Source organism: Methylomonas sp. MS20, assembly GCF_050275925.1.
GTDB classification, from domain to species: Bacteria; Pseudomonadota; Gammaproteobacteria; order Methylococcales; family Methylomonadaceae; genus Methylomonas; species Methylomonas koyamae_A.
The window spans coordinates 3,441,054-3,460,859 of the sequence record NZ_CP189962.1 but is presented as its reverse complement, the minus strand read 5'-3'; the positions used below and the strand labels follow the sequence as shown (position 1 = coordinate 3,460,859).

Here is a 19,806-nt window from a genome sequence, read left to right as displayed (position 1 = left end):
TTAAAAAGCCAGATCGTTGACGCTGAGAATCGCCAGCAAAATCGAGACGATGATGCCGCCTATCATCAGGCCCAACGAGATAATCAACGCCGGTTCCAGCAAGGCCAGCATGCGTTGTATCGTTTGTTTTAATTGTTTGTCGTAAATGCCGGCCACCCTCATCAGCATTTCTTCCAGCCGGCCGGTTTCCTCGCCCATTTTAATCATTTGCACGGCGAGTTTGGGAAACAGGCTTTGTTGACTCAGAGCCTCTGATAAAGTTCGGCCCTGTTTCAATTGGCCCTCGGCATAATCCAGCGATTCGGCCAACACCGTGTTGCCGACGGTTTCACGGACGATGACCAGCGACTTTAAGATCGATACGCCGTTACCCAGCAAGGTGCCGAAGGTACGGCTGAAGCTGGCAACCTCCATCGTCAACACGATTTCGCCGACCAGCGGGGCTTTTAAAAACCGGCCGTCCCAGACCTTCTTGCTGGCCGGCGCGCCGAGCTGGGATTTGAAATATTGCACCGTCGCGGCGATGCCCAACAGCAACAGCCACCAATAGCTTTGCAGGAACTCGGCCAGCCCGACCACGATTTGCGTGGGCACCGGTAAGGCTTGGCCGGCGCTATCGAACATTTCCTTGAACTGCGGCACGACGAAGGTCAACATCACGAACAGCGACGCCAGCGACATCACCAGCAACACCGCCGGGTAAATCAGCGCGGTGCTGACGGTATCCTTCAACTCTTGGGCGCGCTCCATATATTCGGCCAGCCGCTGCAATACGCCGCCCAGATTGCCGCCCAACTCGCCGGCGCGGATCATGTTCAGATAAAACTTGGAAAACACGCCGGTCTGGCTTTCCAGCGCGTCGGCCAGTGCCTTACCGCCCTTGACCTTGTCCAGTACGTCGGCGGTCAGCTTGTTGAGCTTGGGCTTATCCTCGGTCAGTTGCAGCAAGATCGTCAGCGAGCGGTCCAGCGGCAGGCCGGATTCCAGCAGCGTCGCCAATTCGGCGGTCAGCATGCCGATTTCCTTAGCGGACAGGCGGACGCCGGCGGTTTTCAGCTTGAACCCGAGAAAGGTCTTGTCCTTGGCCGCTTCGACGCGGATCGGAATCAAACCCTGATTTTGCAGTTCCAGCAGCAGGGCCTGCTCGTCGGCGGCATCGCGCACGCCTTCCTCGGCGAGACCCTGATTGTTGACGGCTTTGTAGGAATATAAAGGCATGGAATGGTTTAGCGATTGGCAATGAGCTGGATTTGCGGTGGGTATAAGGCAAAATTCTCGTCGGCGGAAACAATCGGCATGTTTTCGCTAAAGGCAGTAGCTAACAATAGTCTATCGAATGGATCGCGGTGATTGGGAAGTAATGGAATATTGGCGTACGCGTTGATATGTTTGGTTTTTAGGTCAAGCAAATTAAAATCGTCTTGGCGAATCAAGCCTGTCAATGCGTCAACGGTGATGTCCAGTTCCGGTAACTTGCCGAGCTTTTGTTTGATGGCGATTTCAAAAAGGCTTATCTGGCTGATTTGAACAATATTTTTTCTATTGTTGATTAGCGCTAAAACGCCTGGGCCGAGTTTGGAGCTATTTAGTTGATACCAAATTAATATTTGAGTATCGATTAAATAGTTCATTCCATATACTCCCGCAGGTCGTCTAGCGGGTCGTTAAAGTCGTCTGGAATATTGTAATTTTTCCCTTGCAAAGAACCTAGTCGCGTTAAGCTACCCGGTGTTCTCTCCGAAATATTGTTTTCGACTGCCTGGGTTTCTTGCGCCAAACCGAGTCTAAAGTAGTGAATTAAATCGTAAACTTCGGCGAGTTTTTCATCGGGAATTCGTTTGATTTCTTCTATTAACAGTTCTTGCAACATTTTTGGCCTCCGACAACTGCTAGGTTTAGAATTATATAAAACGCATAATGGTATTTTGTCTTCGTACGATTACGCTATGCTAATCGTACCTACCGGGCTTGATGGACAGATTTAGCTACAGTTTGTTCTTCGGTAAGAAACATAACAACTACTTTCGACTTCGTATTGGTTGCCGGGGTTTCTTCAAGTATGACTTGGCCGTTTTCGTAAATGCCTTTAATTGCGGCATACATATTACCTCCGGTGAGCTAGGGCCATTTTACCAATTGCTGTCTATCGCATTTCCAAGGATTTCCGTTCTACAAGGCAACTCGCCTGGCAATTTCAATATCTTTTCTTAGGGCCGTAGGGTGGATAAGCGAAGCGCCATCCACCATAGGAACGCAAATAGGTGGATGGCGCTTCGCTTATCCACCCTACAACTTTTATTATTTGAATGGCTGATTTAAATTTTAAACCGACATTCAAGATAAATACACGAACTTCCGCCTTGGATCGGATTTCGCCAATCCACAATTGATTATTTTCAATAAATCCACATAACGACTTTATGTAATCCAATTACGCCTCGGTCGTCACCCTCAGCACTTCCTCCAGCGTGGTCGTGCCCTGCAAGGCTTTGCCGACGCCGTCTTCGTACATGGTTTGCATGCCTTCGGCGATCGCGGTTTGCTGGATTACGAAAGCTTCCTCGTGTTTCATGATTTGCTTGCGGATCGTGTCGGTCATCGTCAAGAACTCGATGATCGCCAGTCGGCCCTTGTAGCCGATGCCGTTGCAGGTCGGGCAGCCGACCGGTTTGTGCAGCAGGATTTCGCCGCTTGGCTGCCACTGCCGCAGTTTCATTTCTTCGATCAGCGTGTCGGAGGCCGGATGAGCTTGCTTACAAACGGGGCACAATCGGCGAACTAGGCGTTGAGCCAGAATGCCGTTGATCGTCGAGCTAAGCAGATATTCCTCCAGACCCATGTCCTGTAAGCGGGTGACGCCGGCGGCGGCATCGTTGGTATGCAGCGTGGACAGTACCAAGTGGCCGGTCAGCGCGGATTGCACCGCGATCTTGGCGGTTTCCAGGTCGCGCATCTCGCCGATCATAATCACATCCGGGTCCTGGCGGACGATGGAGCGCAATGCCGAGGCGAAGGTCAGGCCAATCTGCGGTTTGGCCTGAATTTGGTTGATGCCCTCCAGTTGATACTCCACCGGGTCCTCGACGGTGATGATCTTGCGCTCTGAGGTGTTCAGAGTTTTCAGCGCGGCGTACAAGGACGTGGATTTACCGCTACCGGTCGGACCGGTAATCAAAATAATGCCGTGCGGTTGCGCCAGCACTTCCATGAAACGCTCGGCCTGCTTGCCGACGAAACCTAGGGTTTTAAAATCCAGGACCGCGTTTTCCTTGTCCAGCAAACGGATCACCACGCTTTCGCCGTACAGCGTCGGGATCGTCGAGACCCGCAGGTCCAGTTCCTTGCCGATCATTTGCAATTTGATCCGGCCGTCCTGCGGCAGGCGGCGTTCGGCGATGTTGAGCTTGGCCATGATCTTGATCCGCGACAGCACCGCGGCGGTCGAGGCCACCGGCGGCGAGTCGATGTCCTGCAACACGCCGTCGATGCGCAAACGCACTTTCAGGCTTTGCTCGAACGGTTCGATGTGTACGTCCGAGGCCCGACTTTCGACGGCTTTTTGCAGGATGAAGTTGACCATTTTGATGATGGGCGCTTCGCTGGCCAGATCTTTTAGATGTTCCAGGTCTTCGCTGTTTTCTTCTTCGCTGCTCAGGCCGTCCAGCAGTTGGTCCATTTGCGATTTGCCTTCGCCGTATTGCAGTTCCAACGCGGCGTCGATGTCGGACATTTGGCCTATTTTCAGCGCAACCGGCTTGCCGGTCGCCAGTTGCAGGGCTTGAGCGACGTAGTCGTCTTCCGGATCCAGCACCGCGACGGTGACGGCATCCTCGCCGGCTTCCAGGCCTGCCACGTGGTATTGCTTGAGAAAGCGCCGGGAAATGAGCTCGGGCAGCGGCGATTGCGGCGGGTATTGTTCGCCGGCGACCTTGGGCAGGCCACTGGTCTGAGCGAAGCAATTGGCGACGTCGGCGTCCGAGCACATGCCGAGCTTGATCAACAGTTGGGGCAGCGAGTCGTCCAGCGAGGTTTTCTGCATGCGCCGAACCTTGCTCAAGTCGCTGTCGGACAGTTTGCCGTGGTGTTTGAGCAGGCTCAGAAAAGCCGCGTATTTTTCGGGTCGATTTGCGATTTCCATGTCCATCGTCGGTGCCGTAAACTAAAGCCGTGTGGCCGGCATTGTAGCGATTTTCCACTGAGTCTGGCTGCCGATTATTACCGCAACGCGTCACGGCGCCATGCCGAAGGAAAATAACGATGACGAATGGAATGAGAGCCGGGCTATTGACCGTCGCGGCGGTCGCGGCCGGCGGCTGTTCGAGCGATTGGGCACAGCGGATGGGTTACCATGCGCTCAGCAATGCCAGGCAGATGCAGTGCCAAAAGGCGATGGCTGACGATTGCGAAAAACGCCCCGACTACGACCGCTATCAGCGCGAGCGTCGCGAGGCGACCGAGACCCAAAGTCCTCGCTAACCGGCGGTAAGCTGGCCTACATCTTCCTCAAAACCAGAGTCCGTCATGAGCGCAAACAGCGGCGAAAACTGGATGGCCGAATTGGGTTTCTCCGCCGATTCGGAATTGCAGAAGGCCTTGGAAATTGCCGCCCATATCGGCGACGTTTCCGAAGACGATGCCAACATCAGCTACACCTCGTTGCTGATCGGCTTGCTATGGAACGGCGATGCGCTATCGGTCTGGCTGCAAGCCCAAATTCAGCGCGGCGGCGTTGCGGTCGAAAACCTCTACCGGCAGCGGCGCCTGACCGAGGCGCAACGCGAGCCGATTCTGGAAAACGTTCGTAACGGCCGGCCGGCCGCGTCGCGGCAAGTCGCGATCAGTATTTCGGCGCGGACCGTGCTGCAAGAGGCGCACACCCTGGCTTTGGAAACCGGTTGCGCCGGCGACGCGCCGCTGGCGACCCGCCACGTGCTGGCCGCGTATTTTTTTCGGAATCCGCCAGGGCATAACCATCAACTGCACCAAGAATGGGGCTTCGAAGCCGAGGTGTGGCGAAGCCGGTTCGCCGAATACATACACGATCACTATTCGGCGGAGTTTGGCGGTTGGGCGCAGGTGTTGAGCGGGTATCTGGATACCGACGATTTACAACCATCGGGACAATTCTTGGGTGGCTATGCATTCGATACCCAAACCGTGCAATTGCTGCGCACCTTGGAACAAACGATAGCGAGCCACTCGCCGCCGCTATTTTCCTCGGCAAGCTTGCTCGATCTGCTGGTGTCGCTGCGCGAAGTGCCCGATTGCGCGACCTTCGCCGAACTGGTCGCTATCCCGCTAAAAATCGGCGAGCCTCGAACGCTGACGACCCTCGATTCCCCGTTCGCCGGTAGCGGCAGCTCTTTTTCGGCGACGCACGGCTTCAAGAATATTTTGGATCGAGCGCGGACGCTAGCCCGGGCGATTAGCGGAACCGAAATCATCGGTGTCCGCCATATTATCGCCTCGCTGTTGGTCTCGCCGGATTCGACAGCCAATAAAACACTGAAGCGGGTAGGTGTCAGCCTACCGTTGCTGCGTAATCGAGTCTTGGGCGACTTTACCCGGCGCTGGGTCAATGACGACGGCTTGCAATGGCGCTTTCACTTGATCGGTACCACGCCGCCGACCATCGCCGGCTATAGCTCGGATTCGGCCGATACCGGCATCGACAAGCTGGATGTCGCGCGTTATGCGACCGCGTTCGCGGTGGTCGTGGCCGCCGAACAGGTCAGACCGCCGTTGTCGATCGGCATTTTCGGCGATTGGGGTGCCGGCAAGAGCTTTTTCATGCGCTTAATCAGCGAGCAAACCGAGCGGCTGTGCGCCAATTCCACGCTCGGGCCGGACGGCAAGCGTCTGTTTTGCCGGCGAATCCTGTCGATCCGTTTCAATGCCTGGCATTACGCGGAGCAAGACTTATGGGCCAGTCTGGTTCAGACCATTTTCCAGGAGTTAAATCAAGCGCTGCTTGGCCCGAGTGACGCGTCCGATGTTTTGGCCTCGGTGCAACAGGATTTAAACTTGGCTAAAGAGGCCAGAGCGGAGGCAGAGAATCAGCTTAACCGAGCACGTGACGAACAAGACGATCGCAATAATGCGCTGCAAGCGGTTCGGCAGCAGGCCAGACTGGAAGCCGAAAAAGTGCGGGCGCTAAGCGCTGTCGATGTCGTCGCGGCGGTCAACGCCGAAGTGATCGCGGACCAAAACCTGGAGCGTTTGCTGGTCTTGGCTGAAGATTACCTGGGGTATCGCGGCATTCGCCAAGACATTCTGGAAGGCCGCCAAACCGTGAGCGCTTTGATGGACATCGTGCGCGACAGTCGCTCGGCAACCGGCAAAGTGCGGTCGGCTTTGAGCTGGTTGTCGCGCGCGCCGATTTCCAAAAATGAATTTCGTAAACTGACGGTCGTGGCGATTCTGGTACTCGTCGTCGTCTCATTGTTCGCTACGGTTTTTCGAGACTGGATAGGCAATGCTTGGGCCATGCTATCGACCTTGCTTGCCGAACTGGGCGCGGTCGGCGGGATGGCAATCGCTTGGGCGAAAGGCCATTTGAAAACAGTGTCCGAGGGCTTGAATCAATTCGATAATTTGAGCGGTGAGTTAGACCGCCGGCTGGCCGCCAAACACTTGGAAAATCAAGCCGATCTCCTGTCTGCCGAGGAAGCCTTTCGGCAATCTCAGGCCAAGCTGGCCGATGCGGAAGCCTCGCTACTGATGGCAATACAAAACGTCGAACAAGCCGAGCAAGCCGTCGCGGAAAGCCGGTCGGCGCAACGTATTGCCCGGTTGGTGGAGCAACGCCTTAGCGGCAGGAACTACGAGCAATATCTAGGTATTGTCGCGGCCATCCGCGCCGACTTCCAGACCTTGAGCGATTTGATGAAGCAAATGCGCCGGGAGTCCGAGTCCGCACCGACCACGCCGGAACCCATCGATCGGATCGTGTTGTATATCGACGACCTGGACCGTTGTCCCAGCGATCGCGTCGTGGCGGTGCTGGAAGCGATTCACCTGATGCTGGCCTTCGAGTTGTTCGTGGTCGTGGTCGGCGTGGACATTCGCTGGGCGGCCCGATCATTGGCCGAAAAATACCCCAACCATTTGACGCCGGGCGACGAACAATGCCAGACCACGCCGACGGCGCTTAGCCGAGCCGACATTGACGGCGCGACCGCGCTCGATTATTTGGAAAAAATCTTTCAGATTCCGTTTTGGTTGCCGCCGATGGAAGAACAAGCCAGCCGCAATCTGATTTTCGAATTGTTGCCGGCGCCGGTCGGCCAAGCCGGTGTCGAATCCGGGCATAACGCCGCGGAGCAGAAGCCCGCGGACTTGCCGGCCGCCGATCAACAGGCCGCGACGTCGCAAGCGGCTCACCTCGACGCGGCCAAGGCCCAGCCCTCACCAACGCCGAAAGGGGCGGAACTGTTGGACATCGCCGCCGAGGAACGCAATTACATGCTGCGCCTGGCGGGCGCGGTCGGCAAGTCGCCGCGCCGGCTGAAGCGCTTCGTCAATACCTACCGAATCTTGAAAGCCTCGATCGATGCCTTGGAGCGGGAAACCTTTGTTTTAGAACACGGCGCCAACGGCGAATACCGGACCGCGATGACGCTGTTGGCCTTGGTCACCGGCGCGCCGCGCAGTTCGCTGGACATGCTGCGCTTTTTGGACGAACATCGCGACGAGGATGCTTTCCAGTTGTTCGACGACTACCTGCGCAGCCTGATTTACGCTAACGAGGCTAAGTACGTGCTTGGCGCATTGACCGCCTACCGAACGACGCAGCCGACAAACTTACGAGAATTGAGGCACTGGGCGCCGCTGGTGGCGCGCTTTAGCTTTCGGTCGGGTACGGGGATGTAGGCTGGTCGTCCGCCGGAGCGCAATTTGAGTGCAATTTGCCGGGCTTTGCATTAGCATCCGGCCAACCTATCGTCGAGCCGTCAAAACCTTGTACCAGTCCTATTTCAATTTCAGCGAACGACCGTTCTCGATCTCGCCCGATCCGCGGTTCATGTACATGAGCGAGCGCCATCAGGAAGGTTTGGCGCATCTGCTGTACGGCATCAATCAAGGCGGCGGTTTCGTGGCCTTGACCGGCGAAGTCGGCACCGGCAAAACCACCTTGTGCCACTGCTTGTTGCAACAGCTACCCGATAACGTCGATATCGCGTTGATCCTGAATCCCAAACTGACCGCCGTCGAATTATTGGCGACGATATGCGACGAATTGGGTATCGCCCATGCAAGTCTGAGTGCGAAGAGTTTAATCGATGCCATCAATGCTTATCTATTGGCTGCGTACGCCGAAGGTCGGCGCAGCGTGCTGCTGATCGACGAGGCTCAGAATTTGAGTCTGGAGGTACTGGAGCAGATTCGGCTGCTGACCAATCTGGAAACCAGCAAAGCCAAATTGCTGCAGATTATTCTGGTCGGCCAGCCCGAGTTGAACCAAATGTTGGCTCGCCAAGAACTGCGCCAGCTCAATCAACGGATTACCGCGCGTTATCATTTGGGTCCGCTGTCGCTGGACGAAACCCGTGCCTACATCTTGCACCGTTTGCGGGTTTGCCACGGTAGCCATCGTTTGTTTCAGGCCGCGGCCATTCGCAAAATTTACCGGTATTCCGCCGGCGTGCCGCGCTTGATCAACATCTTGTGCGACCGAGCCTTGCTCGGCGCTTACGCGACCAATACCCGCCAGATCGGTCCGGCGATCATCGTCCGCGCCGCCAGCGAAACCTTGGGGCCCCGGCGAGCAGCGGTAAAGCGCTACGTGGCGGCCGCCGCGACGTTGGCACTCAGTGTCGCGGCGGGGGGCTACGTTTGGTGGACGGATCGACCTATTGTCGAAACCGCCAAGCCGCTTGCGCTATCGGCGGCGGCCGTCGCCGTGGCGCCGCCGCCGGTCGAGGCCAAGCCGCTCGCGCCGGCTTTCCAGGAATGGCTCGATGCGGCGCCGGCGTCTCCGGATGTCGCGTTAGCCGAACTACTGCGGATTTGGCGGCAAAAGCCGACGACCGATACACCGGTTAATTGCGACTCGATCGCTACGTTGGGTTTGAGTTGCTTATCGGGCAAGGCGAGCTGGCGGGAATTGATACGCCTCGACCGTCCGGCCCTGTTGGTGTTGAGCGATACGCGGGGCCAAAAGCGCTACGTACTTTTGACCGGCGCGGACCCGAGCCGCGCGGAGGTCCGGATTAACGGCGACAAGTCCTTCCCGCTGGTCGAGCTGCTAACGCTGTGGGACGGAAATTATCTGCTGCTGTGGCGACCGCCACGGCCGGGCTTGACCGAAATCGCGCCGCCGCAAAAATCCGCCGATGTCGTATGGTTGCGCCGACAGATCGGCAAAGTCGCCGAGGTTCCCGCCGGCGGTGATCCGCAGCTTTTCGACGACGCGTTAAAAACCCAGCTAGTGGCATTTCAACGCCAGCAGCAATTGACGCCGGACGGCATTGCCGGCGCGCGTACCCTGATTCAGTTGCAGAACCGGAGTGGGGCGGAGGATTCGCCCCTTTTGGACATCAACCCCCGCTAGTCTTATCGATATGTCTTACATCTTAAACGCATTGCGTAAATCCGAGCAGGAGCGGCAAGCGCTACAGCCGGATACGGTCGCGGCCAGGATTGCGGTACAACCCGCCCCCGCGCGACAGGGCATCGCCAAAATCGTTGTCGCATTGGTATTGCTGAACGCGGCTATTTTGACGTATTTCCTGGGCTTTGCACCGGGCAAGCCGGAGGCCGTTCAACCCATCGCGGCAAACCGGGCGCCGCGGCCCGACGCGGAATCCGAACCGGTGTCGGCCGGCCAGACCGGCAAGCCGGAACGGAAACGGCCGTCGGCGCCGAAGGCCGATCCGCCGCCACGGACGGTTGCGGCAAGCAGCGTGGCGGATAAGGCCGGCGCGGCCAAGAAAATGGCCCCCGAACCTCCAAAAGTAACCGCCGCGCCGAAGCCGGTGGTAGTGGCCGAGCCGGCACGCGAGGATTCGGCGCCGGAACCTGAGGCGCCGGCCGTCCCCGCGCCGAAACCGGCCGTTCCGGAGGTAGCCGCCGTCGCCGCGATTGCGCCGGCCGCCGCGCCGCCGCGGCCAAAAAGCGGGTTGGACACACTGGACGATTTACCGCCGGCGCTGCGCCAATCGCTACCCAGCCTGCCGATCAATGTCTACAGTTACTCGGCCACGCCGGCCGAGCGCTTCGTGATGATAGACATGGTCAAATACGTGCCCGGCCAGACCATCAAGGATCAGGTCGAATTGCGGGAAATCCAGGAGGATGGCATCGTCGTGCGTTATCGCGAGCGCGTGTTCAAAATCAAGCGCTAACCCGCGTGCGCCGGCGGTTCCGTCTGATCGTCGCCGGGACCGCATTTAGACTATATTCAAGTAGGGACCGATCCGCTTCGCGAACTGTCGAAGCTTGTGAACGGCGTATGCCGATAGTCGCTTGCTTAGCCAGCGGCGCGGACTCGGAAACGGCCGGAAGTTCCGTCGGGTTGAGCGGCTTCGGGTCCGAGCGCCGAATCCCAGAATTTTAGAGCCCAAACCAAGACGGCCGGCCGGACAGTCGGCGTAATCACGATAACAACAGCCAAGGAGTGTCTCATGTCGGAAGCTTATCAATACATCCGCTGGTTCAACGAGTTGACCATCCGCGACATCCCGCTGGTCGGCGGCAAAAACGCGTCGTTGGGAGAAATGTATCGCGAACTCGCCGGCCAGGGTATCCGCGTCCCCAACGGCTTCGCGATTACCGCCGAGGCTTATCGCTACGTACTGGATCAAGCCGGGATCTGGCCGCGTTTGCACGAACTGCTGGACGACGTGGACGCCGACGACGTCGCCGACCTGGCTCGCCGCGCCCAAATGGCGCGCGATCTGGTTTACGCGGCCCCGTTGCCGGCCGATTTGCAGGCCGAGATCCACCGAGCTTTCGCCCGATTGCAACAGGAGTACGGGGCGGACTTGAGCGTTGCGGTGCGCAGTTCGGCGACCGCCGAAGACTTGCCGACCGCCAGCTTTGCCGGCCAGCAGGATACCTATTTGAACATTCGCGGCGGTCAGGCCTTGCTGGATGCCTGCCAGCGCTGCTTTGCCAGTTTGTTCACCGACCGTGCCATTCATTACCGCATCGATCAGGGCTTCGATCATTTTAAGATCAGCTTGTCGATCGGCGTGATGAAAATGGTGCGCTCCGATTTGGCGGCCAGCGGCGTGATGTTTTCGCTGGATACCGAGTCCGGTTTCCAGGAGGCGGTATTTATCACCGGCGCTTACGGTTTGGGCGAAAACGTGGTGCAGGGCGCCGTCGATCCTGACGAGTTCTACGTGCATAAGCCGACTTTCGCCCAAGGTTATCGGGCGGTGCTGCGGCGCAATCTGGGCGCGAAGAAAATCAAGATGGTGTATAGCGACGGCCGTACCCGCGAGCCGGTCCGCAATATCGCGACCGCTAACGACGAGCGGCGCCGCTATTGCATCGCCGACGCCGAAGTGCTGGAACTGGCCGATTACGCGATCAAAATCGAAAACCACTATGGCCGGCCGATGGATATGGAATGGGCCAAGGACGGTCTGGACGGCTGCTTGTACATCGTCCAGGCCCGCCCGGAAACCGTGGCCTCGCAAAAAGCCGGTCATGTGTTGGAGCAGTATCGTCTCACCGAAGCGGGGGAGGTGATCGCGCGCGGCCACGCGGTCGGTGGCAAGATCGCGGCCGGCACCGCGCGAGTGATAGACCATGTGGCTAAGTTGTCGACCTTCAAACCCGGCGAAGTGCTGGTGGCGGACATGACCACGCCGGATTGGGAGCCGGTGATGAAAACCGCCGCCGCCATCGTTACCAACCGGGGCGGGCGGACCTGCCACGCGGCGATCATTGCCCGCGAGTTGGGCGTGCCGGCGGTGATCGGCTGCGAAAACGCGACCAGCGCGATTTCCAGCGGCAGCGAGGTCACGGTCAGTTGCGCCGAAGGCGATGCCGGCAAGGTGTATCGCGGAAAAGTCGGTTTCGAGGTCAGCCATACCGATCTGGCCCAGCTGCGGCGGCCGAAAACCAAGATCATGTTGAATCTCGGCAATCCGGAACTGGCCTTCAAGCACAGCTTTTTGCCGAACGACGGGGTTGGTTTGGCGCGGATGGAATTCATCATTACCGAATACATCAAGGCCCATCCCTTGGCTTTGATCCATCCCGATAAGGTTCGGGACGCCGAGGAGTTGGTCAAATTGCAAGCGCTGACCGAAGCTTACGCCAAGCCGGAAGACTTTTTTGTCGAGCGGCTGGCGGAAGGGGTGGGCACGATAGGCGCGGCATTCTATCCGAAGCCGGTCGTCGTGCGGATGTCGGATTTCAAGACCAACGAATACGCGACGTTGCTGGGGGGGCGCTGGTTCGAGGGCGACGAGGCGAATCCGATGATCGGTTTTCGCGGTGCCGCGCGCTACGTGCATCCGACTTACGCGGAAGGCTTTGCATTGGAATGCGCGGCGATGAAACGGGTGCGCGACGGCATGGGACTGACCAACGTGGTCCTGATGATTCCGTTCTGTCGGCGCATCGGCGAAGCGGAACGGGTGTTGGAGAGCATGGCGCGGCACGGCCTCAAGCGTGGCGAAAATGGCTTGGAAATCTACGTGATGTGCGAGATTCCCAACAACGTGATTCTGATCGACGAATTCGCCAAACTGTTCGACGGGTTTTCGATAGGCTCCAACGACTTGACCCAACTCACGCTCGGCGTGGATCGAGACTCCGAGATCGTGGCCAACGACTTCGACGAGCGCGATCCCGGCGTCAAAACCATGATCCGCTTGGCCGTCGAAGGCGCCCGCCGCAACGGTCGCCATTCCGGTTTGTGCGGTCAGGCACCGTCGGATTATCCGGAGATGGCCGAATATTTGGTTGAAATCGGCATCGACTCGATGAGCCTGAATCCCGATACCGTGCTGGAAACCACCCAGCGGGTGTTGGCGCTGGAGCAACGTTTGGGGCGCTAGCAGCGCCACCGAGGCCGGTCGACTCGGCGGCGGTCGAACGCGGTTTATGCGGCCTTGCGCCGCAGGCCCAAGTATCCGGTCAGCGCGCTGAGCATCAGCCAAGCCGAGGCCGGTACCGGCACCGCGGACAGTTTGCCGTATTCGATGACGCCGGCGACGGCGCCGCCGGTTGGTGCCGGATTGACCGACAGATGGGTGATTTCGCCGCTTAAACCGCCGCTGTCGGTCAGAAACAATATCCGGCCGCCGCCGCCGAAAGCGCCGCCGCCGTCGGCGCTGACCGTGGTGTTGCCGGTAAACGAAATCGTCGGCGCGTGTAACAACAAACCGCCGCCCGAGCCGCCGCCGCCCAGCAGCGCGGTACCGCCGCTACCGTCGCCGCCTGTGGCGGTCAGCAAGCCGCCGCCGAAATCGATGGACGACAACGCACCTAACTCGATCGCGCCGCCACCGCCACCGCCGGCGACGCTGCCGAACAAATTGGCCGACGCGCCACCGCCGCTACCGCCTTCCAGTTTCAGATGCAGATCGCCGTAGGCAATGCCGCCGACATCGCCGAAGCCGTTGCCGCCGTGACCGCCGAAGCCGCCACCGTCGCCGAAGCCGGGCAAGCCGCCCTTGCCGATGCCGCCGCCGCTACCCTCGCCGGCCCCGAAAGGCGCCGCGCCGCCGCGCCCGCCGCCGGCTCCGCCCTCGCCGGGCGTGCCGTTATTCGCGTTGAAGCCGTTGGCGTTCAAATTGCCGTTCAGTTGAATGCTGCTCAGCGACAGCAAGCCCAACGACAATGTCCCGGTGGCCTTGACCGTCACCTGACTGGCGATAGACACCGAATCGAAATTGAACACGGCGATATCGCCGCTGACAACGCCGCTGTACAACACCGAGCCGTCCGGTGCTTTCAGAACCGGTGTGCCGTTGCCGGTATCGAAAAGATAATCGCCAACGGTCTGGGTGAGCGACAAACTGCCCAACGAAGTAAAGTCGTTAGGATTCAACGGCGCGGCGAAACTTGGGGCGCTGCCTAGCGCCCATAGGGCCAGACTGATCTGGGCTGAGTAACGAGCTTGGAACATCGGTTTTCTCCAGGTTGGGGACGGCCTCGTTAACCGGACAAGGCCCTGCCTTGCGGGACTCGAGGACGTTGTGGGTCGGTGTCGGAAATTCGTTTGTCCCAGGCCAGCGGACGATGAAGCGGCTGGGCGGATTTCCCGGTCTTGGCGCGTGCCACTCTCGGTACGGTTAGCGCTTTAGCAGAGGGGCGTTAGGGCCGGTGGGCAGTGTAATCAGCCTGAATACCCAACCGCAATTCCGCCAAATGGGGGGATATTGTCGAGCGCTAAAAATTGGCTCAGTATAAAAGCCGTTATTTTCCTTGGAAGGCTACCGATGAAAATTCTGTTACTTGACGACCATGCGTTATTTCGAGCCGGCCTGCGTTTGTTGTTGCAAGCCTTGGACCGTTCGGTAACAGTCTTCGAAGCGGGGACGATCGCCGAGGCCTTGGCCGTCGCTGCCGAGCACGCCGACCTTCGTTTATGTTTGTTGGATTTAAGTTTGCGCGGCGAGGACGGGTTGGCGGCGGTCGCCGACATCAAAGCGGTCGCCTCGGACGTCGCCGTGGTCGTGGTGACCGCCAGCGACGAACCGGCGACGGTCAGGGCGTGTATCAATGCCGGCGCGATGAGTTTTATTCCGAAAAGTTCGGCGCCGGATGTGTTGGCCGAAGCGCTTAAGTACGTGATGGCTGGCGCGGTGTATTTGCCGGCGGCGATGGCGGTGAGCGATGGCGATTGGGCGCCGATTAATTTGTCGCCGCGCCAACGCGATGTTTTGCGAGGTCTGTGCCGTGGTTTGCCGACCAAATCCATCGCTCGCGATCTGGGTCTGTCCGAGCATACCGTCAAGGACTATATCGCCGCATTGTTCAAGGCGCTGGACGTGCATAATCGCACCGAAGCCGTGATCAAGACCGGCCGGTTGCGGTTGCTGCCCAGTGAAAACTGATTGGCGACGCCGGTTCGGGCGCGAGGCCGCGATCGGTTTGGACGATGCCGACAGCGCGGATTTCGAATGCGAGGTTTTGCGCGAGTTGATAGGCTTGCACGCCAGGATGTTGTTGCGCTTGCCCTGGGTCCAGGCTTTATTGGCCTTAGGAGTGGCGTTGTTGGCGTACCGCTCGACATCGTGGAGCTGGCTGGTGGGCTGGAGTCTGTTGACGGTCGGCGCGGAGTGCGGCCGAGCCCTATACGCCGTCAGGGTGCTGCGGATGGCGCCGAGCGCCGACCCGGCGGCGATCCACCGGGTTTTTATCGGTTTGGCGGCCGGCGTCGGTGCGACGGTGGGCTTGAGCGCGTGGCTGTTCATACCGAATATGCCGTTGCCGGATCGAGCCTTGCTTGTGATCGTGCTGTTTGCGATGCCGGCCGCCGGCGTGTCGGTGGCGGTGTCGTCACCGCGGATTTTGGCCGCGTATTCGCTACTGATCATGGTGCCGACCGCGGTCTGCTGGGCCGTTCAATATCCCGAGCAAAGCCTGGTGGTCGCCGGCTTGACCACGCTGTACTGGTCTTTCATCGTCAGCGCGGCCGGTGACGGCGAACAGTTGTTGCGTCGTTCGGTGGCGATTCGGCGGGAGCGGGATCGCACGTTGGCGGATTTGCAACAACTGAATGCCGAAGTCAGGGCAGCGGTGACGCGGGCCGAGGCGTCGTCGCAGGCCAGGGCGCGGGTGCTGGCCGCCGCCAGTCACGACTTGCGTCAGCCTTTGCACGCACTGTCGGTGTATAGCGCGGTATTGGTGGCCAACCCCGCCGCGGAAGCCTTGCCGGAGGTGGCGGGCAATATCGATCGTCTGGTACGCAATTTGGGCGGGTTGCTGCACGGCTTGCTGGATTTGTCGCGCTTGTCGGCGGATCAATACGTGCCGGAACTGCGGCGAATTTCGCTGGATCGATTGGCGGCCGAGGTCTGCTCGGAATTCGACGCCTTGGCCGAAGATAAGTCGTTGCGCTTAGTGCGGTGTCTGGGACAGGTCAGATTGTTCGACGATCCGGTGGCGATTGCCCGCATCGTCCGCAATTTGCTCGACAACGCCATCAAATACACCGAGCGGGGCGAAGTGGTAGTGTCCACCGCGCGGCGAGACGAGTGGGCGGTGTTGGAGATCGCCGATACCGGACGCGGCATTCCGCCCGGCGAATTGACCCGGGTTTTCGAGGAATTCTACCAATTGGACAATCCCGGCCGCGATCAGCAACACGGTGTCGGCTTGGGTTTGACGATTGTCCAGCGTTTGTGCGAATTGATCGGTGCCGACATTGCCCTGGCTTCCGAGTCGGGTGTCGGCACCCGGGTCACCCTGCGCTTTCGGACCTTGGCGACCGGCAATGAACCAAGGCCGGTCAACGTGGACGCCGATGTATCAGGAGTAAGCGGCAAACGGATTTACGTGGTGGACGACGAGGCGGACATTTTGGAAGCGATGCGCATTTTGCTGCAAGGCTGGGGTTGCCGAGTCGAAACGGCGGCATCGGCGCGCGTGGCCGACTCGTTGTTTTCCGATGTTGGCCGGCCGGATTTATTGATCGTGGATTTGCGCTTGGCCGAAGGCGAGCAAGGCTTGGCGCTGGTTCGGCGTTTACGCGGCCGGCACGGCGAGTTTCCGGTTTTGGTCGTGACCGGCGAGACCGGGCTCGAGGCCTTGGCGCCGGTACGTGTCGCGGGATTCCCGCTTTTGCAAAAGCCCATCGTCGGCGACATATTGTACGACGCTGTCAGCCGCGCCTTGTCCGCAGTGGCGGTGCGGCAACCCGACTAGCGCGCAATCATCGGCTGGCGAGCGGATAGTCGGTGTAACCGCGCCAATCGCCGCCGTAAAAATGCTCGGAATCCGGCGCGTTCAGCGCCAGACACAGTTGTAGGCGGGTCACCAGATCGGGGTTGGCGATGTAGGCGCGGCCGAAGGCGACCAGATCGGCGCGGCCGTCCGCGACCGCGCTGGCCGCTCGGGTGGCGGTGTAGTGGCAAGCGGCAACGTACACGCCGCCAAACAGACGCCTCAGCGCCGAGTAGTCGAAGTTCGACGAGCGATTGAGTCGGTCTTCGCCTTCGACGACATGCAGATAGCCAATTCTGCCGGCCAGCTCGGCGGCAACGGCGTCGAACAAAAATTGCGGATCGCTGTCGCGCATGTCGTTAAAACTGTTTTCCGGGGAAATGCGCACGCCGACTTTGTCTTTACCGACCACGGCGGTTACGGCATCGACGACTTCGTTCAAAAGACGCATCCGATTATCGACGCTGCCGCCGTAGCCGTCCTGGCGCTGGTTGCTAGCGTCGCGCAGAAATTGATCGAGCAAATAACCGTTGGCGGCGTGAATTTCAACCCCATCGAAACCGGCCTGCATCGCATTGCGGGTGGCTTGAGCGTAAGCGGCGGCGATAGCGGGCAACTCGCCGATTTCCAGCGCGCGCGGAATAACAAACGGTTGCGGGCCGCTTGGCGTGCCGACCATGCCGGACGGTGCGAGGGCCGACGGCGCGACCGGCAGTTTACCGTCCGGTTGATAACAGGGATGGGAGACCCGGCCGACGTGCCAAAGCTGTAGAAACATCCGGCCGCCGGCGGCGTGGACGCAGGCGGTCACTTGCCGCCAACCTCGAATTTGTTCCGAACTATGAATACCCGGCGTGGCCGGATAACCCTGACCTTCGGGAACGATTTGACTGGCTTCGCTGACGATGAGTCCGGCACTGGCGCGTTGGGCGTAATACAGCGCGTGCAGTTGATGCGGCGCGTTATCCGCGTCGGCCCGGCAACGCGTCAGCGGTGCCATCACGATACGGTTGGGCAACGGCAACTCGCCCAAGGCCAGCGGCGAAAATAAGGTCTCGGTCATCGTTCAACCTCGAGGTTGTCCTGAAAAAGTCGGTAAGTCTAGCGGAGTTGCCGGCGTTTACCGTCGACCGATTAACGTTTCAGGAGAATCTTCCGTACCCCCGGTCGAGCCGCCGTGGCGAACGCCGCCGGGCCGGCACTGAGCGGAAAAACGCCTTCTATCAACGTCTCGACGGCGATGTCGCCGGCGCTTAGTCTGTCCAGGGCGGGCTCGAAACGGCCGCATCGCGATCCCAGCAAACGGATTTCCTTGACGACCAGCGGGCTGAGATCGATTGGGTGATCGGCGACGAAGGTGGATTTAAGGACTAAACAGCCTTGCGCGCGCAATAGGCGCAAGGCTGCCGCGAAGCCGCTGGCGGTACCGCTGGCATCGACGATGCAGGAAAAACCGCTCTCTGGAAAATCGGCGGCCAATCCGGCCTGCAAGCCCCAACACCTGGGTAGCGTTAGCGAGGTTTCGGTACGGCCCAACATCGTGACCCGATGGCCGGCCAGCGCCAATGCTCGGCCGATCAACAGGCCGAGCCGGCCCGGTCCGAGCACGCCGATCTCGCCGCGCGGCAGGTCTTGCAATTGTTCGACGACCCGCAAGGCTGCGGCCAACGGTTCGGCGAACACGGCGGTCTCGTCGGCGACGTGGTCCGGCAGTCGCAATAAATTCGCGACCGGCAACGTGAAGAAGTCCGCGAAGGCGCCGTCTTTAGCGCGGATGCCCAGCACCCGCCGGGTCGGACAATGCGAAGGTCCGGTCGTCAGACAGGTCGGGCATAGGCGGCAGCCGATGTTGATCGATCCCACCACTCGACTGCCTAGCCAATGGCGGTCGTTCGCATCGGCGACCTCGACCACTTGTCCGACGAATTCGTGGCCTAAAATGCCGGCAAAACCGGCGTAGCCGTGGGCTAATTCCAGGTCGGTCGCGCAGATGCCGGCCAGACGCATTTCAATCAATGCTTCGCCGGCTTCCGGTTTTGGGATCGGTCGGTCGGTCCGGTAACTCAACTCCCGGTCCAGCAGCAAGGCTTGCATGGTCATGGCGGCAAATCGGCGATACCCTTGGCTCGCAACGCGGCGCGGAGCAGTTGGGCTCGCAACGGCAGGTCTTGTTCGGAGCGTAGGTCGATATTCAACGCAAACAACCAAGTCGCCGCAGCGGTTTCGAGGCTGCCGACATACCAACCGATCTGCGGCTGGCCGCGCGCCGCCCAGCCGGTTTTGGCGCGCAGTGCGTAGGTCGGCGTGCGTTCCACCAGCATGATGTTCCGTAACGTTTCAAAGTGCTCGTCGGCGAACGGTAGTGCGCGGTTTTGCAATTTCTTCAGGAATTCGATTTGTTCCGCCGCGCTGATTTGCAGATCGCCGTTCAACCAGAATTCGGTGGGATTAAAATCCGACGCCAAACGGCCGTAATCGATGTCGTCGAGATAGCTGCGGTAGGCCTGTCCGCCGATCCGACGCGCCATAACCTGATAGCACCAGACGCAGGAGGTCTTGAACGCGCTGGCCAGGGTGTGGTCGCGGTTCCAGTCCGGCAACGACCGCGCGACGCCGTCCCATTTCAGCACTTCGTTGCTGTCGATGGCTCCTTCTTCCAGGGCGATCAGGGTATTGAGGATCTTGAACGTCGATGCACTTGCGTAGCGTTGGCCGGCGCGGGCGTCGTTGTGGACGTAGCGTTGGCTGCCGTCTGCGGTGGCGATGATCAGAGTGCCGCTTAGCTGACGTTCCGCGAATAAAGCTGCCAGGCTCGGATCGTCGGCGCGGCCGAGTGTCGGCCAAGCGGCGAGTAGATAAAGCAGGGCGGTTTTCAACACGATGGACATTTGGGGGAAATACCGTTGACGCTGCCAAGCGCGGTTTTCCGCCGTCCCTGGCGGAGAAAATGTC

General features: G+C 59.5%; 15 protein-coding genes. 7 read left to right on the top strand and 8 right to left on the bottom strand.

Annotation, left to right across the window (positions count from 1 at the left end; translation table 11 throughout):
- The 4 genes from ACQE3D_RS15375 to gspE form a co-directional block, all read right to left on the bottom strand.
- Entirely contained in the window at nucleotides 1-1,218 is a 1,218-nt protein-coding gene (locus ACQE3D_RS15375) for a type II secretion system F family protein (protein ID WP_313729832.1), read from the bottom strand.
- Nucleotides 1,219-1,226: 8 nt separating this feature from the next.
- Nucleotides 1,227-1,631 (bottom strand): type II toxin-antitoxin system VapC family toxin, encoded by a 405-nt coding sequence (locus ACQE3D_RS15370; RefSeq protein ID WP_064028107.1) that lies wholly within the window; start codon nucleotides 1,629-1,631, stop codon nucleotides 1,227-1,229.
- Nucleotides 1,628-1,870, bottom strand: coding sequence for a DUF2281 domain-containing protein (locus tag ACQE3D_RS15365; protein ID WP_064028109.1), 243 nt, complete (start codon nucleotides 1,868-1,870; stop codon nucleotides 1,628-1,630). The genes ACQE3D_RS15370 and ACQE3D_RS15365 overlap by 4 nt, the downstream gene beginning before the upstream one ends.
- Nucleotides 1,871-2,431: 561 nt before the next feature.
- Nucleotides 2,432-4,144, bottom strand: a complete 1,713-nt coding sequence (gene gspE, locus ACQE3D_RS15360) for a type II secretion system ATPase GspE (protein WP_409521112.1) — start codon at nucleotides 4,142-4,144, stop codon at nucleotides 2,432-2,434.
- A 113-nt stretch (nucleotides 4,145-4,257) separates the two neighbouring features.
- Between gspE and ACQE3D_RS15355 the strand changes: the two genes are divergently transcribed.
- The 5 genes from ACQE3D_RS15355 (at nucleotide 4,258) to ppsA (ending at nucleotide 13,019) form a co-directional block, all read left to right on the top strand.
- Nucleotides 4,258-4,476, top strand: a complete 219-nt coding sequence (locus tag ACQE3D_RS15355; RefSeq protein ID WP_139306112.1) for a hypothetical protein — start codon at nucleotides 4,258-4,260, stop codon at nucleotides 4,474-4,476.
- A 45-nt stretch (nucleotides 4,477-4,521) separates the two neighbouring features.
- On the top strand, nucleotides 4,522-7,872 hold the full coding sequence (locus ACQE3D_RS15350) for a P-loop NTPase fold protein (RefSeq protein WP_313729834.1): 3,351 nt from the start codon (nucleotides 4,522-4,524) through the stop codon (nucleotides 7,870-7,872).
- A gap of 157 nt (nucleotides 7,873-8,029) precedes the next feature.
- Nucleotides 8,030-9,553 carry an ExeA family protein gene (locus tag ACQE3D_RS15345; RefSeq protein ID WP_313729835.1) on the top strand — a complete coding sequence of 508 codons (1,524 nt, stop codon included), beginning with the start codon at nucleotides 8,030-8,032 and terminating at the stop codon, nucleotides 9,551-9,553.
- A 10-nt stretch (nucleotides 9,554-9,563) separates the two neighbouring features.
- Nucleotides 9,564-10,346 (top strand): general secretion pathway protein GspB, encoded by a 783-nt coding sequence (locus tag ACQE3D_RS15340; RefSeq protein ID WP_313729836.1) that lies wholly within the window; start codon nucleotides 9,564-9,566, stop codon nucleotides 10,344-10,346.
- A 279-nt stretch (nucleotides 10,347-10,625) separates the two neighbouring features.
- Nucleotides 10,626-13,019, top strand: a complete 2,394-nt coding sequence (gene ppsA, locus ACQE3D_RS15335) for a phosphoenolpyruvate synthase (protein ID WP_313729837.1) — start codon at nucleotides 10,626-10,628, stop codon at nucleotides 13,017-13,019.
- A gap of 44 nt (nucleotides 13,020-13,063) precedes the next feature.
- Here the strand turns inward: ppsA and ACQE3D_RS15330 are convergent, their stop codons facing one another.
- Nucleotides 13,064-14,092 carry a hypothetical protein gene (locus tag ACQE3D_RS15330; protein ID WP_313729839.1) on the bottom strand — a complete coding sequence of 343 codons (1,029 nt, stop codon included), beginning with the start codon at nucleotides 14,090-14,092 and terminating at the stop codon, nucleotides 13,064-13,066.
- Between the two features lie 313 nt (nucleotides 14,093-14,405).
- On the opposite strand from ACQE3D_RS15330, the gene ACQE3D_RS15325 reads away from it, so the two are divergent.
- A complete protein-coding gene (locus tag ACQE3D_RS15325) occupies nucleotides 14,406-15,023 on the top strand; it encodes a response regulator transcription factor (RefSeq protein WP_313729840.1) in 618 nt (205 codons plus the stop codon).
- The gene (locus tag ACQE3D_RS15320) at nucleotides 15,013-16,836 is read left to right on the top strand and encodes a hybrid sensor histidine kinase/response regulator (RefSeq protein ID WP_313729841.1); all 1,824 of its coding nucleotides are present in this window, start codon (nucleotides 15,013-15,015) and stop codon (nucleotides 16,834-16,836) included. The genes ACQE3D_RS15325 and ACQE3D_RS15320 overlap by 11 nt, the downstream gene beginning before the upstream one ends.
- A 7-nt stretch (nucleotides 16,837-16,843) precedes the next feature.
- Here ACQE3D_RS15320 and ACQE3D_RS15315 read toward each other — a convergent pair whose 3' ends face one another.
- The 3 genes from ACQE3D_RS15315 to blaOXA form a co-directional block, all read right to left on the bottom strand.
- Nucleotides 16,844-17,917 carry an alkene reductase gene (locus tag ACQE3D_RS15315; RefSeq protein WP_313729842.1) on the bottom strand — a complete coding sequence of 358 codons (1,074 nt, stop codon included), beginning with the start codon at nucleotides 17,915-17,917 and terminating at the stop codon, nucleotides 16,844-16,846.
- A gap of 71 nt (nucleotides 17,918-17,988) precedes the next feature.
- Nucleotides 17,989-18,954, bottom strand: coding sequence for an alcohol dehydrogenase catalytic domain-containing protein (locus tag ACQE3D_RS15310; RefSeq protein WP_313729843.1), 966 nt, complete (start codon nucleotides 18,952-18,954; stop codon nucleotides 17,989-17,991).
- Nucleotides 18,951-19,742 (bottom strand): class D beta-lactamase, encoded by a 792-nt coding sequence (blaOXA, locus tag ACQE3D_RS15305; RefSeq protein WP_313729844.1) that lies wholly within the window; start codon nucleotides 19,740-19,742, stop codon nucleotides 18,951-18,953. Before blaOXA ends, ACQE3D_RS15310 begins: the two co-directional genes overlap by 4 nt.
- Nucleotides 19,743-19,806 lie beyond the last annotated feature (64 nt).